Source organism: Dyadobacter jiangsuensis, from assembly GCF_003014695.1.
Taxonomy (GTDB): domain Bacteria; phylum Bacteroidota; class Bacteroidia; order Cytophagales; family Spirosomataceae; genus Dyadobacter; species Dyadobacter jiangsuensis.
On the sequence record NZ_PYAS01000013.1, the window covers coordinates 173,315 to 190,743 of the forward strand.

Consider the following 17,429-nt stretch of genomic DNA (forward strand, 5'->3'; position numbering starts at 1 on the left):
ACTCACCGCAATTCGGTGATTACCCATCCTGCATCAGTTTGGTCAGAATCTCCTGGGCGGCCACTGAAATGATGGTTCCGGGACCGAAAATGCCCTTTACTCCTGCGTCGTACAGAAATTGGTAATCCTGCGCGGGAATGACACCTCCGGCGATAACCATAATATCACCTCTGCCCAGCTTATTCAATTCGCTGATGAGCTCGGGAATGAGCGTTTTATGCCCGGCAGCGAGGCTCGATGCGCCTATGATGTGCACATCGTTTTCCACTGCTTGCATAGCTACCTCCTGAGGCGTCTGGAACAATGGGGCAATGTCTACATCGAAGCCGAGATCGGCGAAGCTCGTTGCGATCACCTTGGCGCCCCTGTCGTGTCCGTCCTGGCCCATTTTAGCGACCATCATGCGTGGTCTGCGGCCTTCCAGCCGGGCAAACTCGTCGGACATTGCGCGAGCGCGCCGAAAGTTTTCGTCGTCCGAAACCTCCGTACGGTAAACGCCCGAAACCGACCTTATTGTAGATTGGTACCTTCCGAATTCCTTCTCCATTGCCTCCGAAATTTCTCCCAATGTAGCTCTTTTCCGCGCGGCGTCCACGGCTAATGCCAGCAGATTGGAATGCATATCTTTTCCGCCGCTTTCCAGGCATGCCTGCGTAATGCGGTCGAGCGAATGCCGCACTTCTGTTTCGTTCCGTTTTGCGCGAATAGCTTCAAGCTGCGTGATTTGGGCGTTTCTTACCGCCTCATTATCAATTTCCAGTATTTCAAAAGATTGCTTTTCGTCGGTTTTGTACCGGTTAACCCCCACTATTACTTCTTTACCCGAGTCGATCCGGGCCTGCTTTCGGGCAGCGGCTTCTTCGATGCGCATTTTGGGCAAGCCGGTTTCAATGGCCTTGGTCATGCCGCCTAATGCTTCCACTTCTTCGATCAAAGCCCAGGCCTTTTCGGCGAGTTGCATGGTCAGATACTCGACATAGTAGGAGCCGCCCCAAGGATCGACGGCTTTGCAGAGGTCCGTTTCATTTTGAATAAAAAGCTGCGTATCCCGTGCAATGCGGGCCGAGAAGTCGGTGGGTAATGCGATGGCCTCATCAAAGGAATTGGTATGCAGCGACTGCGTGTGGCCCATGACTGCTGCCATAGCTTCGATGGTCGTGCGGGTAATATTATTGAACGGCTCCTGCTCGGTAAGGCTGTAACCGCTCGTCTGACAATGCGTGCGCAGCATGAGCGATTTTTCGTTCTGCGGGTTAAACTGTTTGACAATTTTGGCCCACAGCATTCGCCCGGCCCGCATTTTGGCGATTTCCATGAAGTGATTCATCCCAATTCCCCAAAAAAACGATAATCGCGGCGCAAAATCGTCGATAGGAATGCCGGCTGCCAGGCCCGTGCGGATGTATTCGAGCCCGTCGGCGAGCGTGTAGGCAAGCTCAATGTGTGCGGGTGCACCCGCTTCGTGCATATGATAGCCGCTGATGCTGATCGAGTTGAAACGCGGCATATGCCGCGAGGCGTACGCAAAAATATCACCTACAATGCGCATGGATGGGGCGGGCGGGTAAATGTAGGTGTTGCGCACCATAAACTCTTTCAGAATGTCGTTCTGGATCGTCCCGGTGAGTTGGTCCGTCTGCACGCCCTGTTCTTCGGCAGCGACGATAAAAAAGGCCATTACGGGTATCACCGCGCCGTTCATTGTCATCGATACCGACATTTGGTCCAGTGGTATCTGGTCAAACAGCGTTTTCATGTCCTCGACCGAATCGATGGCCACACCGGCTTTCCCCACATCACCCGTCACACGTGGGTGGTCGGAGTCGTAGCCGCGGTGGGTCGCCAGGTCAAAGGCGACGGACAAACCCTTTTGCCCGGCGGCGAGGTTTCTGCGGTAGAATGCGTTGGATTCGGATGCCGTCGAGAAACCTGCGTACTGGCGGATTGTCCATGGGCGTTCGAGGTACATGCTCGCGTAGGGGCCGCGCAGGAATGGTGGAGTACCTGCGCCGAATGCGAGGTGCTCCGCGTCGGCGAGGTCGTTTGCAGTAAATGTGGTTTTGAGCGCTATGCCTTCGGCCGTTTGAAAGAGCGCGGCCTGGGCAATGTTGGGGCTATAACCTTCGGCTCCGCCAGCTTCATTTTGGAAAACTTCATTATCGGTGGTTTGCGAAAACACTTTCCATGCTGCATTCGCCAGTTTCAACGTCATATCTTCCAGGGCAAACGCGCCAGCCGCAGGGTCGGCGACTTTGGCCATCAGGCTTTCGTGTTCAAGAATATAGGAAACGTGTGTGGCGAGCCGTAGAGCCAATGGCTTATCGCCTTTATCAAACGGAAGCACAGTAAGCGCGTCGCATCCTCCGATAACTCCGCTCATAGCCTGTGCGGCAGATCTTATCAAATTGGTATAATCCGGCTCGTTTTCCTTGTAATGGATGGCCGTCCAGGCATGAATAAAAGGAGTGCCCTTGCATCCAAGTATTTGCCCAATTTTTTGCAGCATATACCTTAATGCTCTCAGTTTGGCGATTTCAGTCAGGTATTGCGAGCCGACCGGAACCGAGAATACAGTTTGTTCAAATGCAATTTCAGGCGATACGCTATTGGCATATAAATTCGAGAAGGTGCTGACGGCGGACAGCAGCTGCATGACCGGATCGGTGCCTTGTAATTCTATGGTTACGGGCCGGGAATTCGCAGCAGGCGCTTCGTTCAGGTTCTGCCATCCGGCGGTCGGTTTCTGCGCTTTCTGAATTTCGGCGACCGTTTCCCAATCTGTTTCATCAAATGTAACGTAGGGCTTGAAATGCACGCCATGGGCTACTTTCCAAGAATCAAACAGCTCAGCACGGCCTTTTACCTCTTTCGTTGCGCGTTTTTCCCAGGTGTTTTTGTCCGACGCGGGAAATTCAGAAAAGAGATTCGCTGACATGGGCTGTTGGGCTAATGAATGGTTTGCGGAAAAGTGCTATTAGCAAAACTACAAATTTTGAGACGCAATTAAGGGAGCCGAAACAGCAAAACCGCTTCTGTAACCTTCTGGACACGATTAAGCTCCCAATTTTATTTTTGGGTTTGCAGATACACTTTGTGACGATTAAATTGAATACCCGTTTCATCTGGAGAGATCAGGTATTTTTATATCTTTGCCGTCCTTTTGAACTATGATACTCAGAGTTTGGTAAATTATACATTGGAAAGAATCAGCACAAATAGAGAGGTAGACCAGGTTTGGGATGCTTGCCTGAGGATTATTCAGCAGCACATTCCCGAGCAGAGTTTTAAGACGTGGTTTGAACCCATTCGTCCCTTAAAGCTCTATGGTAAAGTACTTACCGTGCAGGTTCCCAGCCAGTTTTTCTACGAATGGCTGGAAGATAACTATGTCAATCTGCTGAGAAAGGCGCTGGATTACGCGATCGGCCGCGACGGTTTATTGGAATATTCCATTATTGTCGATACCGGTAACGAGAAGCACCAGCCGCTGACGATGAACGTCTCAACTCAGAAATCTCCAAATTATTCCAAGCCGGATAATTTCTCGACCGACCCTCGTATGGGGGCGAGCATGAAGGAGAAAGACCAGGATTCGCTGACGCTCGATACCTATCTGAACCCCAATTATTCGTTCGATAACTTCATCGAAGGGGACTGTAACCGTCTCGCCCGCTCGGCTGGCTTCGCGGTAGCGCAGCGTCCGGGACTTACCTCGTTCAACCCGCTGATGATGTACGGCGGGGTAGGATTGGGTAAGACACACCTTGTGCAGGCGATCGGTAACTACATTACCAACCATTACGAGAACAAGCTGGTGCTATACGTTTCTTCTGAGAAATTTACCAACCAGTTTATCAACTCGATCCGCAATAACACGCTGCAGGAATTCACCGATTTTTACATGAAAGTGGATGTGCTCGCGATCGACGACGTGCAGTTTTTGTCAGGAAAGGAAAAGACGCAGGATACCTTCTTCCATATTTTTAACCACCTGCATCAGCTCGGCAAGCAGATCATCATGACCAGTGACCGCCCGCCGCGCGAATTGCAAGGCTTGCAGGACCGTTTGCTATCCCGCTTCAAATGGGGCTTAACGGCCGATTTGCAGGCACCGGATTTCGAAACGCGTATCGCGATCATTCAGAAAAAAATCCAGTCGGAGGGCATTTCGATTGATTATGACGTGATCGAATACATTGCGCACAGCGTGAACTCCAACGTAAGAGAGCTGGAAGGCGTGATCGTATCGCTGATGGCGCAGGCGTCGCTTACCCGCCGTAATATCGATGTGGAGCTGGCGAAAAATACGCTGCGCAACATCGTGATGAACGAGGATAAGGAGGTAACGATTGACACTATTCAGGAGATCATCGCCGATTATTTCCAGGTATCCATTGCCGACCTGAAAAGCAAGAGCCGTAAGAAGGAGGTCGTGTATCCGCGCCAGCTGGCGATGTACCTCGCCAAAGAATACACCGATCTGCCGCTTAAATCCATCGGGTATCATTTCGGCGGCCGCGACCACAGTACGGTGATCCACTCGATCCAGAGCATTAACCTGCTCATGGACGAGACGCCAGACGTGGAAGAAACTTTGCAGAAGCTTCGCAGTTACTTCAAATAGGTTTTGACGTATCAATGTTCAGGAAAAGCCCCTGAACAACGTGGTACCAAAACCTATTCTACTTTCCCGGGAGCAGATCGACGCTCAAATCTGGGACAATCACATTCACAATAGCCGGCAAGGCGTGATTTACGCATTAAGCTGGTACCTTGATATTGTTTGCGAGCAATGGGAGGCGCTGGTGTGGCCTTCTATGTCCGACATCTCCATCGCAATGCCTTTGCCCGTCAGGAGGAAGTTTGGTAGGCCGGTTTTGTGCCAGCCATTGTTTTGTCAGTATTTGGGGATTTTTTCACGACAAACGCTGAATGGCGCGCAATGCGATGCGTTTCTTGAAGCTTTGAAAAGGCAGTTTCCCTACATTTCCTGTTACGCGTTCAATCCTGAAAACTTTGCATTAATGAGTAAGCTCAGTCCATCGGGTTTTGAGATCGAGGTATTTCAAACGCATTGGCTGAGCCTGGATCAATCCTATACCGACCTCCGTGCAGGGTATTCGAGGGACAGGAAGAAAAACCTGAAAAGGGGCAGTAATACAGCCTGGAAGACCTTTGAATCGGATGATTTTGAGCCGCTACTAACGCTTTTTGCGCAGAATCACGCTCCTGGCATCGGGAGAATCAAAGCCGAGGCATATAGGATGCTAAAAATGCTTGGAATGGAGTGCATTAGAAATGACCATGGCCGCCTGTTGCATGTGCGGGCAGGCGTACATATTCGAGCGGGCGTATTGCTCACGCGCTACCACGGACGAGCAATTTACCTTTTTAATGCCGCCGACCATGCAGGCGAAGGGAAATGCCAGAGCGGTAATGCTTGACGCTTATCTGAAAACCTGGGAGGGGCTCATTTTTCCTTTAAGTGATTCGGCTGGATTTTTAGTACACTTTTCGACTTTTAATGCCTAACAAAGGCTTTGTTAGAGCGCATTTGGACCATCTGCATCACCTGCCCTTTGCATGTGCGGAAGAAGCGCGTTTGGTACCCCGTATCGCTAACCAAGCCTAGATGCGGATAGAGCACTTCATACCGATTGTTGACGATGCAGGAATATTTCTTTTATTGGTAACCGTGAGCACAGCAACCGAATCCAGCCACCTAGGCCACAAAATAGGTTGTAACTTACTGGAACTTTTGAGCATGTTCTCTTTTCTATGCGTTGCACTGTCAAGCTCGTTGTATTTTACCCGAACTATTCAAGCCAACTGATATCATGCCGATGATTTCATATTGGACTTTCAAGCCGAATCTGTAAACTGAGGGAGCTCAAATTTGTCATATAATAGTCTGACTTTAAATTCAAAAAGTCATAATATATCCTGACGTTAATCTCGATAGAGGAGGAGCAGAAGCTAAGGTGCGTGACATCCACGATTGCTGCATTGTCAATATATAGCAATTACTTTCTCAAAAGTCGCAAAAAATGGTTTCGCCCAACCAGCCGCCATCACCGAACCGGCAACAATCACTTGACAATTCCTCCCTACTGAGGCAAGTTAGCGACATCAAGACTCACAACGTGTGTAAGATTATATTTTGACTAAAATGGCTATAAAGTCAGAATATAATCTTACATTAGTAATATAAAAGTCAAAGCATTCTTTTATCATGTCTCGTAAAAACTTACAAATCCAGCAGATAGGCAGCAAATTAAGTGCGTTCAGCGCAACTAAAAATATTGCAACACCGCCTACGGGATGGATTAAAGCAGTCCGTACTGCGATAGGAATGTCCATGCAGCAATTGGGCGCTAAACTTTCAATAACCAAACAGAGCGTTCAGGATATTGAAAAACGAGAACAAGAAGGCTCAATTACATTGAAATCACTACGCGAGGCAGCTAATGCGATGGACATGGACTTAGTCTACGGCTTAGTTCCCAAAGATGGTTCACTTGATCAGTTAATCGATCGGAAAGCCAGGGAATTAGCGACTAAAATTGTAATGCGAACTTCGACCACAATGAAGCTGGAAGACCAGGAAAACTCCAAAACTCGCATAAAGAATGCGATCGAGGAAAGGGCCCTTTCCATCAAAAACGATATGCCTAAAATTCTATGGGATTAAATCTTGAATACATTCCAGGCCAAACACCCTTAGATGAAGAAGAAAAGGAGGGACTCTTGATACCCACGATAGCAACAAGAGGGGAACTAGATGAATTCGAACAGCAGAATATAGAGGATGCCATCCAGTGGCTATTAACGCGAAAGTTGAGGTCGGAAGCGATTCTAACAGAAAAATTCATACTCGATCTACACAAGCGATTGTATGGAAACGTATGGGCATGGGCTGGCCGGATCCGAAATAGTAATAAAAATCTAGGTATCGATAGGTGGCAAATTTCAACCGCGTTGCGCACACTACTGGACGACATATTATTCTGGATTCAAAATGAGACCTTTCCCCCGATGAAATCGCGGTAAGATTCAAACATAGAATTGTGAGCATCCACTGCTTTCCTAACGGAAATGGTCGTCATAGCCGCTTGATGGCCGACGTCATTATTGAGAAGATATACAACAAACCTGTTTTCAGTTGGGGAGCTGCAGATTTGAGTGCTCATAATGACGTACGAACGACATATCTGCGGAGCGTAAAGCTTGCTGATCAAGGAAGCATTGAATCACTAATAACTTTTGCCAGATCGTAATGCCGCATCCCGTAGTAAAGAAATCTTGGTGTCGCCCCCACGTTTTACCGCATTGAAGAAGTTGACTGCCATTTGTTATCTCTTAAACACACGGACGGATTACAGCGAATCAGCATACATGGGTATTTTCAGCAACGTCTATTTCAGAATTTGAAAATGGTTTGGATTGTAAAAGTGATGGGGGGCACGAAAAAACTTTTTGTGCTACACCAACTTTCCAAATACTGCCCCACCGAGACCTTTGTAAACCAAAAACAAAACTCTCTGGCAAATCATTGATTATAAAATGCGTTATGCCATTTTAAAGAGTGATGCTATAACAGAAATGCATTAGCTTTCCCATTCAGGCAAATGCAAAACCTGCGGAAATGGCTGTTGGTTAAAACCAGGCAATATCTCTTTTCAGACCCTTGTAGGATTTTAAATCCATTTCCAGTGAGCCGATTTTAAGATCGACTTCGGCTTTCAATGGGATCTTATTCGAATCGTCGGAGACCCAAAGCGCCATCGGTTCCTCACCTTTGAAGAACTTATTGGTAGGGATTTGCGGAGACAAGCGCAGCACTTTGCTTTTGCCGAACTTGGTCTTGATCACATCCCTGCCCACATAACGCACGCGGAGTTTGTAAACTTCACCATCAAAGAAGGTAGGAACTTCGATGATTTCGCCCTCGCGCACTTTGTCGAAATTGATAGTGCGCAGGAAAAAGTAGCCGCTGATGATATCGTGGATATTGTTGGGGACATTGTAAGTCTTGCTTTCATCCTTCACATTCGAAACCGCCTGATCTTTGCTATGATTGAAAAACACCGTTTCCTCTTTGCGGTATTTGTTTTCCTGGATCTGCCGCTCGAACATATGGGGGAGAATGGCAGTGGTGTCAATGTACGAACGCCACGTGTCACGCACCCGTGATATTAGATCGAATGCTCCAACTGTCCGTCCTATTACGTTGACCCGGTAGCAGGGCCGGTTGTTAATCATCGAAACCGCCTTGCTTACCTCTACTTTGGCCTCTGCGGCATTGATGAAGCCATAATGCACACGGTACTCAACCCGTTCGCCGGTTCCGAAGCTTCTGTTGTGAACCACGCGATCCATTTCCGCACTCTCGTCGAACTGGCGGAAAGAGAACAGTAATGTGAATGTTGATATGGCTAATAGTAATGCGTACGATCTTTTCATGCTCATGATAACATTACAGGGAAGGGTATTTGCCCTTTAAATGGTTCAGGTATTTCTTCAAATCCCCTTCGAACTTCTTTTCAAATTCCTGCCTGAAACTGTCCTGTTTCGATTTATAGGTCAGATAGCTGATAAAGTAAGCATTATTAGGAAGTTTTCCGTCGGGCCAGCGGTTTTTGTTTGTTAACGTACGCTTGCCTGAAAGAAGTGTATCCGTATCGCCGACGATATCCGTGATCAATTTCAACTTCAATGAGTCCTTTTCAGGGCTCGGAGTTGGATCGGGGCCGAATGTTTTATAAAGACTATCCAAACGGCCTGCCCCCCTAAGCATATGCCGCGAGTAGGCGTCATTATACCGTTTTGAATACTCGTATTGGCGCATTTGTTCCGAATCCCCACCGTATTTGTACTTCAAAAAACGGATAGTGCCCTGGTCACCAACAAAACTGGCCAGGTTTTCATTGAGTTCCAGGTTATTTTTCACAAAAAGCGTACCATGTGTAAGTTCGTGCAATATCAGATTAGTGAGGCTGCCGACCCGCCGGAGCAGCATGCTCGAAAGGATAGGGTCTTTCAGATAACCGAGCGTCGACCAGGCTGATACCTCGCCGATATCGGTGTCAAACCCATTGTCGATCAGCGCTTTTTCTTCGGTAACAGCGCGCGTCGAATCGAAATAGCCTTTGTAGGGGAACGTGCCGACGACCGGGAAATGCCATTGGTATGGTTCTATTTTATAGCGTTCCGAGGCTGTAATGAGCCATATAAGCGGCCGCCCGTGCTGATTGTAGAAGGTAGTATAATTATCCGACGGCGTTAGCCCCAGCGAGTCCACACCGAACTGCTTGATCTCCTGAATGAGGCGAATCCTCGCTTTGAGGGAATCGGGAAACGTTTTATCGGCCAGGACTTGGTCTACGTCCTCTACCTGCATGAGTATGCCAATTTGTCCTTTGGCCTGTAAAAAAGCGTAAGTGAGCACATCCCTTTGCCAAATGCCGAGTAATACCAGGACAGCCAGCACGGCAAGCAATATTTTCTTGATCACAATTTCAACGTTAAAATGAATGCGGGTACCGCAGGACGGCCTTCATGGAGCGGACACCGGAAAATGGCTTGCCGGGGTACGCTGTTAGCGTTCGCAAAATTAGCCAATTGGCAGACATTTAGATATCGGGCTCCCAGCTTCTTCACCGTTTGATAATCTGTTATTCCCGCTTGCATATCGCCATTTTTAGCCTTGCTTCACAAACGCTGTAAAATGCGAAAATTTCGGGAAAAATTAAGTTTTAAGGCAAAAATCGGGTTGTTGTTTTAGTGGGAATTAGCTATTTTTACAAAACAATAAAGACCCATTTACGAGCGGTTTTTGTCCTGCAAAAGCCGCTTTTTTATGTACCAACCAAATTACTGTTACCATTTCTATGGCACAAGCAACAACAGATAAAGACAACAAACTAAAAGCGTTACAGACCACGCTCGAAAAGCTCGACAAGACTTACGGAAAAGGTACTGTGATGCGTCTGAGCGACACCAAAGTATTAGATATTCCGGTGATTTCGACCGGTTCACTGGGTCTTGACCTCGCGCTTGGCGTAGGCGGTGTTCCCCGCGGCCGTATCGTGGAGATCTACGGACCTGAATCGTCAGGTAAAACTACACTGTCGATGCACTGCATTGCCGAGGCGCAGAAAAAAGGCGGGCTGGCAGCATTTATCGATGCGGAGCATGCATTCGACAGAACTTACGCGGAGAAGCTCGGTATCGATACCAGCAATCTCCTTATTTCGCAGCCCGACAGCGGTGAGCAGGCACTCGAAATCGCCGAGCACCTGATCAGCTCCGGTGCGGTTGACATTATCGTTATCGACTCCGTGGCCGCATTGGTACCACGTGCCGAGCTGGAAGGCGAAATGGGCGACAGCAAGATGGGCTTGCAGGCACGCTTGATGTCCCAGGCACTTCGTAAACTGACCGGTGTGATTAACAAAACAGGCTGCTGCTGTATCTTCATCAACCAGCTTCGTGAGAAGATCGGTGTGATGTTCGGTAATCCTGAGACTACCACCGGTGGTAATGCATTGAAATACTACGCATCCGTGCGTCTGGATATTCGCCGTGTAGGCCAGATCAAGGAAAGCGCTGACGCGATCCTGGGTAACCGCACACGTGTGAAGGTTGTTAAAAACAAAGTAGCGCCTCCATTCAAAGTGGTGGAATTCGATATTATGTACGGAGAAGGCGTTTCCAAAGTAGGGGAGATTATCGACCTTGCGGTGGAGCTCGACATCGTGAAAAAATCAGGCTCATGGTTCAGCTACGAAGGCAACCGCCTCGGACAAGGCCGTGACGCCGTGAAAGCGCTGATCAAAGACAATCCGGAGCTGATGGACGAGCTGGAAGGTAAAATCCGTGGCCAGGTGAATACCGATCCCGATTCATTGATCGACACCAGCGAGCCAAATGTTGCCGACGACGGTTCTCCGGAATAAGCTTTTGAGCTAAGTCATAAAAAATGCCCTGTTTGTAGCAGGGCATTTTTGTTTGTTGGCTATTTGAGCGGCTAAGGCCTGTTAGAAAGGCTTACGGTCATCGTCGTCATCATCTTCGAAGTCGTAATCATCTTCCCCAGGGCCGGAGAACATGCTGCTCACCAGATCCTGGAACTTCATGCCCTGGTCGAGCGCTTGCTTGCCTACGAGCGAGAATTCAGCCATGCCGTGCAATGCGAATTCCATCATGAAAAGCTTTTCTTCGGCATCCGCGTAAGCAGAGAGCATATCCACGAAATCGTCCAGGCCATCGATGGTTTTCAGTCGGGCGATGTACTCGCGGTCGGTCATGTCGGCAGGCATTTCCATTTCGTTGCCCGCACCGAACCACTCCACGACTTTCGCGTAAGGATTGATCTTGCTTTTTTTGCTTTTCTCGGGATCCGGGAAGAAATTCAGGAACTGCGTGCGGATGGCTTTGCCGATCAGGTTTTGCGCCACGATTACCGGGCCTTCCACTTCACCTTCATAAACCAGCTCTACTTTCCCGCAAATCGCAGAAACAACCCCGTAAAGGTCGGAAATGCGCACGTAAGTCGAATTTTCGCCATTAATCAGCGCTCTGCGCTCAGCAGTGCTCAAAAGGCTTTCATAAGCCGAAATCGTCAAACGCGCCGAAACACCGCTTTTGCTATCGACATATTCGCTCTCCCTGGCTTCGAATGCAATCTGCTCAATTAATGTCTTTATCAGTTCATTGACGCGCACAATGCTTTTCTGCTCGGGTTTTACGACCGCTTCCTGCTCGGTAATACGCTTGCCGGTTTCGATCGTTTTCGGGTAGTGCGTCACAATCTGGCTCTCGATCCGGTCTTTGAGCGGTGTTACAATGCTTCCGCGGTTGGTATAATCCTCCGGGTTAGCAGTGAAAACGAACTGAATATCCAGCGGCAACCGCAGTTTGAAACCACGGATTTGAATATCGCCTTCCTGCAAAATATTAAACAGTGCTACCTGAATACGCGCCTGCAAATCCGGCAGCTCGTTGATCACGAAAATACCGCGGTGGGAGCGTGGGATCAACCCGAAATGAATCACTCGTTCATCCGAATATGGCAATTTCAATGTTGCAGCCTTGATAGGGTCGACATCACCAATCAAATCCGCAACCGAAACGTCGGGCGTCGCCAGTTTCTCGGTATAGCGCTCGTCACGATGCAGCCATTCGATTTCCGTATCGTTGCCTTCCGCGGCCAAAATGTCCTTGGCATAGCGGGAGAGCGGAGCGAAAGGATCGTCGTGCAGCTCCGAATTTTTGATGTAAGGAATATATTCGTCGAGCAGGCTGACCATCATGCGTGCGATACGCGTCTTAGCCTGCCCGCGCAAGCCCAGGAAGTTGATGTTATGCATCGAAAGAATGGCCCTTTCCACATCGGGAATGACCGTTTCTTCATAACCCCAGATTCCCGGGAAGACATTCTCCTTGTTCCTGATCTTTTCAATCAGGTTATCTCTCAGCTCCTGCTTGATAGAACGCGACTGATAACCTGCTTTTTTTAGTTCTCCGAGTGTCCGGATTCCCAGTAGTTCTGTGCTTGTGAGCTTTGAGTATGTCATGTAAAAATAGTGGATTAACGCGCGTACGCCACTGACCGCATTTCACGGATCACCGTGATCTTGATCTGGCCTGGGTACTGCATTTCTTTTTCAATTTTTTGCGAGATATCAAACGACAGCAAGCCCGCTTTTTCGTCGGAAACGTTGTCGGCGTCGATGATCACGCGCAGCTCGCGGCCCGCCTGGATCGCGTAGCATTTCTCTACGCCGTCGAATGACAAGGCGAGGTTTTCCAGGTCGCGAAGGCGCTGGATGTACGATTCCATCATTTCGCGGCGTGCACCCGGGCGTGAACCTGAAATGGCATCACATACCTGGATAATCGGCGATAGGATAGAGGTCATTTCGATCTCGTCGTGGTGCGCCCCGATCGCGTTGCAAACCTCAGGGTTCTCTTTGTATTTCTTGGCCAATTCCATACCCAGGATTGCGTGCGGCAGATCCGATTCCTCTGGCCACACTTTACCAATATCGTGGAGCAAGCCTGCGCGTTTGGCCAGCTTGGTGTTCAAACCAAGCTCAGCGGCCATGGTAGCACACAATTTCGCTACCTCGCGGGAGTGTTGCAGCAGGTTTTGTCCGTAAGAAGAGCGGAAACGCATCCGGCCGATCATTTTCACCAGCTCAGGGTGCAAGCCGTGGATACCCATGTCGATCACGGTTCTTTCACCGATTTCGACGATCTCGTCCTCAATGTTTTTACGGGTTTTGGCTACCACCTCTTCAATGCGGGCAGGGTGTATACGTCCGTCCTGAACCAAACGGTGCAGCGACAAACGCGCGATTTCTCTTCTTACAGGGTCAAAACCGGAGATAACGATTGCTTCCGGGGTGTCGTCCACGATAATTTCAACACCGGTAGCCGCTTCCAAAGCGCGGATATTTCGTCCTTCGCGACCGATGATTTTACCTTTGATATCGTCGTTTTCAATGTTGAATACCGACACGCAGTTCTCGATCGCGTGCTCGGCGGCGGTGCGCTGGATGGTTTCGATAACGATCTTTTTTGCCTCTTTGGTCGCGGTAAGGCGAGCCTCTTCCATGGCACTCTTAATATATGATCCCGCGCGGGTTTCGGCTTCTGCTTTCAGAGCGTCCACGAGTTGTTCGCGGGCCTGCTCGGCGGTGAGGTTGGCTATTTTTTCAAGCTGGGCAACCTGTTGTTGCAGGGATTTTTCAGCTTCTTCCCGGCGTTTGGTGGCCGTTTCCAGCTGCTGGTTGAGGTTGTTTTTGAGGTTATCGAGCTCGCTTTCCTTGCGCTTGGTCTGTTCCATGCTCTGGTTCAGGCTTTGCTCGCGTTGTTTGAGCTTCTGCTCGTTGCTTTGCAGGATGCTACGCTTTTTATTTGCGTCTTCTTCGAATTCCGATTTCAAACGGAGGTACTTTTCTTTCGCCTCGAGAATGCGGTCTTTTTTGATGTTTTCGGCCGCTACCTCGGCATTCCGGAGAATTTCAGCGGCACGGTCCTGGGCTTCTTTTTCCTTGGCGTCAAACGATCGCTGAAAGATGTACTTTCCTGCAAAAATACCCACACCTATGGCGATGATATCGGACAGGATAACGATGAAATACAATGAATTAGACATTTCAATAATGGTTATATATAGTTGGTTTTACCGACTACACCCGCGTTGAAATGCCGAAAAAGGAAGAAATTGAAAGTATATTTTTGCAGATACTCTAAAAAATCAAAGGGTCAGGTATGGGTGTCAGCTCTCGATAGCACTGGCGATGGTCTCGTCCAGTTTTTCTACTCTGCTCTTAAAAGCCGCTACCAGGTCGTCCATTTCTTCCTGGTTCCGTTGTAATGCCACCAGGCATTCAATAGAGGTCAATGCAATAGCCTCTATGTCACCGTATACTTTCCCTTTTAATTTATGCTGTTGCACACGCTGCATGAACACCTCATACCCATCCCTGTAGAATTTCTCCTGATCCGCCGGAACGCTCAGTTTGAAACCTCTGTCCAGCAGTTTTATAAAGACAGAAACGTCTGGATTAGGTATGCTATTTTTTTTCATAAGGTATCTTCAAGCAATTCGATGCACTTATCGATCTCCTGGATATATCTTTCAACTGATTCTTTCAGCTCGGCAATTGCGCCTGTTGGTGTCAGTTTACTAGTGACAAGTTTAGCGAAACTTTTAGACTTATTAAAGTCTTTTTCTAAAGAGGTGTATTTTTTCCTTATTTCTTTCGATTCTTCCGTGAGCCTCGCATTGGCGGCCCTGAGCTCCGCGTTTTCACGCTGGAGCTCTGAGATCGACCAAGTTAATTTCTCTTTATGATTGATCAGGATTTCGAGTTTTTTCTCGACGTCGGACAGTTTATGTTCGATAATACGTTCGGTAGTCCTCTCCATTTTCCTCAACTGAAAAAATCCGACAATGAAAAAACTGTGGTTTACTTTCTGATCACCGCTTCAAATTCCCTTTCGTAGGTAGCAATCAGGCGCTGCATCGTTTTGTCGATCACCTTGTCGGTGAGCGTCTGCTGCTCATCCTGCAAAATGAAGCTGATCGAATACGATTTTTTGCCTTCCAGGTTCGCGCCCTCGTAGACGTCAAACACGTTCACGGCGCGAAGCAGATTGCGTTCGGTTTTATAAGCGGCCTGGCGCAGTTCTTCGAAAGTCACTTTTTTGCTGAGAACTACCGAAAGATCACGGCGTACCTCCGGGAACTTGGGCACTTCCACATATTCAACTGCTGCATTGTACTGCCGCAGCAGGTATTCCCAGTCAAAATCGGCAAAGAAAACCGGCGCTTTAATGTCGAGCTTCTTGGCAACGGCGGCATTAAGCAAACCGAAGGATACTACCGGTTTTTTATTGGCCAGCAACGTAAGGCCGCTTTTGAAAATGGCATTGTCCGCATCCTGTTTTTGCACGTCCCGGATCTTCATCGCAGTCAGAACCTGGTTGACGAACGCAGCCAGATCATGGAAAACCACTTCGCGCGACTTCTCAAACCAGCTTTCCTGGCTGATATTGCCTGTCAGGAAAACAGAAAGGCGTTCTTTCTCGATGTATTTGCCGTCGATTTCGTGGTAGGTTTTTCCAAATTCAAATACCTTTAAATCCTTTTGACGGCGGTTGCTGTTGTAGGCGATCACCTCCAAACCAGAGAAAAGCAGCGTCTGACGCATCACCGAAAGGTCTTCGCTCAGGTAGTTAAGAATCTTCACCGGATTGCCGGCAAGGCTTTCGCCCAAAATGGCCTGATATTCGGGTTTGGTCAACGAGTTATTAATCATCTCATTGAAACCATTGCCTACCAGCATCTCAGCCACACGGAGTTTGAGCTTTTCAGGATCATTAACCGGGAAATCCGAAAGGTAATCCGAGCTCAAAGCATCCGAAAGCTCCACCTGGCCGAAACCGTAAATGCGCAGAATCTCTTCAATTACGTCCGCCTCCCGTTGCACGTCCACGCGGTAAGGCGGCACGATGGCCGTGAAACCCGCTTCGGTTTCGTCGGTAACGCGGATATCAAGGCTTTCGAGGATGTCTTTGATCAGCTCTTTGCCCAAAGACTTGCCGATCAACCGGTCGATGTTTTTGTATTTGATATTTACCTTGAAATCCTTGACAGGCTCAGGGTAAATGTCGATAATGTCGGATGAAATGCTTCCACCAGCTATTTCCTGGATCAGCAATGCCGCGCGTTTCAATGCGAAAAGCGGCATATTAGGGTCGGTACCGCGCTCGAAGCGGAACGAGGAATCTGTTTTGAGCGAGAAACGCTGCGCAGTCCTGCGTACCCACACAGGTGAGAAATAGGCTGATTCCAGGAAGATGGAAGTGGTCGTATCGGTAACACCGGAAGTAAGCCCACCGAAAACACCGGCAATGCACATAGGCTCGGGATTTCCATCCACGCCTTCACTGCAAATCATCAGGTCGTTGGCCGAGATCTTTCGCTCCACACCGTCGAGGGTCACAAATGGCGTGTTGTCGGCAACCGTAGTAACAATCACTTTTTCGCCCAAAACCTTGTCCGCATCGAATGCATGCATTGGTTGGCCGAGCTCGTGGCAAACGTAGTTGGTAATGTCAACGATGTTGTTGATCGCGCGGATACCGATGGTTTGCAAGCGTTGTTTGAGCCATTCCGGCGATTCGGCAACCTGAATGCCTGAGATAGTCAAACCTGTATAGCGAGGGCAAGCCTCCGTATTACGAACCTCTACCGGTATCGGCAGGGTTTGGTTATCGACTTTAAATGCGTCAACCGAAGGCAAGGTGATCCCGCGTTTTAAAACCGCTTTCAAATCACGCGCAACACCATAATGCGATGCCGCATCGGCGCGGTTTGGCGTAAGACCAATTTCAATCAGGTAATCGGAGGAAATACCGAAATACTCAGCGGCGGGTGTGCCGTTGGGTAGTTGGGTGTCAAGCACCAGAATGCCGTCGTGTGAAGTGCCTACGCCCAGCTCGTCCTCCGCACAAATCATTCCTTCTGAAAGCGCCCCGCGGATTTTGGATTTTTTCAAAACCAGCGGCTGGTCGCTGCCGGTCGGATATAATGTAGCGCCTACCGTCGCGACGATCACTTTCTGCCCCGCAGCCACATTCGGCGCGCCGCAAACGATCGAAAGCGGGGTTTCGCCGCCAACGTCCACTGTGGTTAGGCTCAGCCGGTCGGCCTCGGGGTGTTTTTCACGCGTCAGTACCTCGCCGATCACCACGCCCTGCAAACCGCCTTTTATCGATTCGATCTCTTCAATACCTTCGACTTCCAGCCCAGTGCCCGTTAGCAAACGGTCGATTTCCTCGGGTGTTTCAGTAATTTCAATTAAATCTTTAAGCCACTTATAAGAGATCTTCATCTAGAATGCTTTAATAAC

14 protein-coding genes are annotated in these 17,429 nt (G+C 48.9%); 6 read left to right on the forward strand and 8 right to left on the reverse strand.

What is annotated here, in order from left to right:
• Window positions 1–19 precede the first annotated feature (19 nt).
• The gene (gene scpA / locus CLV60_RS24735; RefSeq protein WP_106598064.1) at window positions 20–2,935 is read right to left on the reverse strand and encodes a methylmalonyl-CoA mutase; all 2,916 of its coding nucleotides are present in this window, start codon (window positions 2,933–2,935) and stop codon (window positions 20–22) included.
• A 261-nt stretch (window positions 2,936–3,196) separates the two neighbouring features.
• On the opposite strand from scpA, the gene dnaA reads away from it, so the two are divergent.
• The 5 genes from dnaA to CLV60_RS34770 all read left to right on the forward strand — a co-directional run bounded on the left by dnaA (window position 3,197) and on the right by CLV60_RS34770 (window position 7,277).
• Complete coding sequence (dnaA, locus tag CLV60_RS24745) at window positions 3,197–4,624, forward strand: chromosomal replication initiator protein DnaA (protein ID WP_229211113.1); 1,428 nt, start codon at window positions 3,197–3,199, stop codon at window positions 4,622–4,624.
• A 40-nt stretch (window positions 4,625–4,664) separates the two neighbouring features.
• Entirely contained in the window at window positions 4,665–5,444 is a 780-nt protein-coding gene (locus CLV60_RS24750) for a GNAT family N-acetyltransferase (protein WP_106598067.1), read from the forward strand.
• Between the two features lie 788 nt (window positions 5,445–6,232).
• On the forward strand, window positions 6,233–6,691 hold the full coding sequence (locus CLV60_RS24755; protein WP_106598068.1) for a mobile mystery protein A: 459 nt from the start codon (window positions 6,233–6,235) through the stop codon (window positions 6,689–6,691).
• Window positions 6,682–7,050: a mobile mystery protein B gene (locus CLV60_RS34765; RefSeq protein ID WP_229211114.1), complete on the forward strand. Its 369-nt coding sequence runs from the start codon at window positions 6,682–6,684 to the stop codon at window positions 7,048–7,050. Before CLV60_RS24755 ends, CLV60_RS34765 begins: the two co-directional genes overlap by 10 nt.
• A 17-nt stretch (window positions 7,051–7,067) precedes the next feature.
• Window positions 7,068–7,277 carry a hypothetical protein gene (locus CLV60_RS34770; protein ID WP_229211115.1) on the forward strand — a complete coding sequence of 70 codons (210 nt, stop codon included), beginning with the start codon at window positions 7,068–7,070 and terminating at the stop codon, window positions 7,275–7,277.
• A 379-nt stretch (window positions 7,278–7,656) separates the two neighbouring features.
• Here the strand turns inward: CLV60_RS34770 and CLV60_RS24765 are convergent, their stop codons facing one another.
• A complete protein-coding gene (locus CLV60_RS24765; protein WP_106598156.1) occupies window positions 7,657–8,463 on the reverse strand; it encodes a DUF3108 domain-containing protein in 807 nt (268 codons plus the stop codon).
• Between the two features lie 13 nt (window positions 8,464–8,476).
• Window positions 8,477–9,514 (reverse strand): aminopeptidase, encoded by a 1,038-nt coding sequence (locus tag CLV60_RS24770; RefSeq protein WP_106598069.1) that lies wholly within the window; start codon window positions 9,512–9,514, stop codon window positions 8,477–8,479.
• Between the two features lie 376 nt (window positions 9,515–9,890).
• Here CLV60_RS24770 and recA point away from each other — a divergent pair, with 376 nt between their 5' ends.
• Entirely contained in the window at window positions 9,891–10,958 is a 1,068-nt protein-coding gene (gene recA / locus CLV60_RS24780; RefSeq protein WP_106598071.1) for a recombinase RecA, read from the forward strand.
• Between the two features lie 81 nt (window positions 10,959–11,039).
• Here recA and CLV60_RS24785 read toward each other — a convergent pair whose 3' ends face one another.
• From CLV60_RS24785 to pheT, 5 genes are all read right to left on the reverse strand, one after another.
• Window positions 11,040–12,578, reverse strand: coding sequence for a P-loop NTPase family protein (locus CLV60_RS24785; RefSeq protein ID WP_106598072.1), 1,539 nt, complete (start codon window positions 12,576–12,578; stop codon window positions 11,040–11,042).
• 14 nt (window positions 12,579–12,592) lie between these two features.
• Entirely contained in the window at window positions 12,593–14,164 is a 1,572-nt protein-coding gene (gene rny / locus CLV60_RS24790; RefSeq protein WP_106598073.1) for a ribonuclease Y, read from the reverse strand.
• A 123-nt stretch (window positions 14,165–14,287) separates the two neighbouring features.
• On the reverse strand, window positions 14,288–14,599 hold the full coding sequence (gene zapA / locus CLV60_RS24795; protein WP_106598074.1) for a cell division protein ZapA: 312 nt from the start codon (window positions 14,597–14,599) through the stop codon (window positions 14,288–14,290).
• Entirely contained in the window at window positions 14,596–14,940 is a 345-nt protein-coding gene (locus CLV60_RS24800; protein WP_106598075.1) for a hypothetical protein, read from the reverse strand. Before CLV60_RS24800 ends, zapA begins: the two co-directional genes overlap by 4 nt.
• Window positions 14,941–14,981: 41 nt before the next feature.
• Window positions 14,982–17,411 (reverse strand): phenylalanine--tRNA ligase subunit beta, encoded by a 2,430-nt coding sequence (pheT, locus tag CLV60_RS24805; RefSeq protein WP_106598076.1) that lies wholly within the window; start codon window positions 17,409–17,411, stop codon window positions 14,982–14,984.
• Window positions 17,412–17,429 lie beyond the last annotated feature (18 nt).

Excerpts from the sequence above, each read along its gene's own strand:
- scpA (WP_106598064.1), bottom strand. The coding sequence starts at position 2,935 with ATGTCAGCGAATCTCTTTTCTGAATTTCCCGCGTCGGACAAAAACACC.
- CLV60_RS24755 (WP_106598068.1), top strand. The coding sequence starts at position 6,233 with ATGTCTCGTAAAAACTTACAAATCCAGCAGATAGGCAGCAAATTAAGT.
- CLV60_RS34765 (WP_229211114.1), top strand. The coding sequence starts at position 6,682 with ATGGGATTAAATCTTGAATACATTCCAGGCCAAACACCCTTAGATGAA.
- CLV60_RS24765 (WP_106598156.1), bottom strand. The coding sequence starts at position 8,463 with ATGAAAAGATCGTACGCATTACTATTAGCCATATCAACATTCACATTA.
- recA (WP_106598071.1), top strand. The coding sequence starts at position 9,891 with ATGGCACAAGCAACAACAGATAAAGACAACAAACTAAAAGCGTTACAG.
- CLV60_RS24785 (WP_106598072.1), bottom strand. The coding sequence starts at position 12,578 with ATGACATACTCAAAGCTCACAAGCACAGAACTACTGGGAATCCGGACA.
- rny (WP_106598073.1), bottom strand. The coding sequence starts at position 14,164 with ATGTCTAATTCATTGTATTTCATCGTTATCCTGTCCGATATCATCGCC.
- zapA (WP_106598074.1), bottom strand. The coding sequence starts at position 14,599 with ATGAAAAAAAATAGCATACCTAATCCAGACGTTTCTGTCTTTATAAAA.
- CLV60_RS24800 (WP_106598075.1), bottom strand. The coding sequence starts at position 14,940 with ATGGAGAGGACTACCGAACGTATTATCGAACATAAACTGTCCGACGTC.
- pheT (WP_106598076.1), bottom strand. The coding sequence starts at position 17,411 with ATGAAGATCTCTTATAAGTGGCTTAAAGATTTAATTGAAATTACTGAA.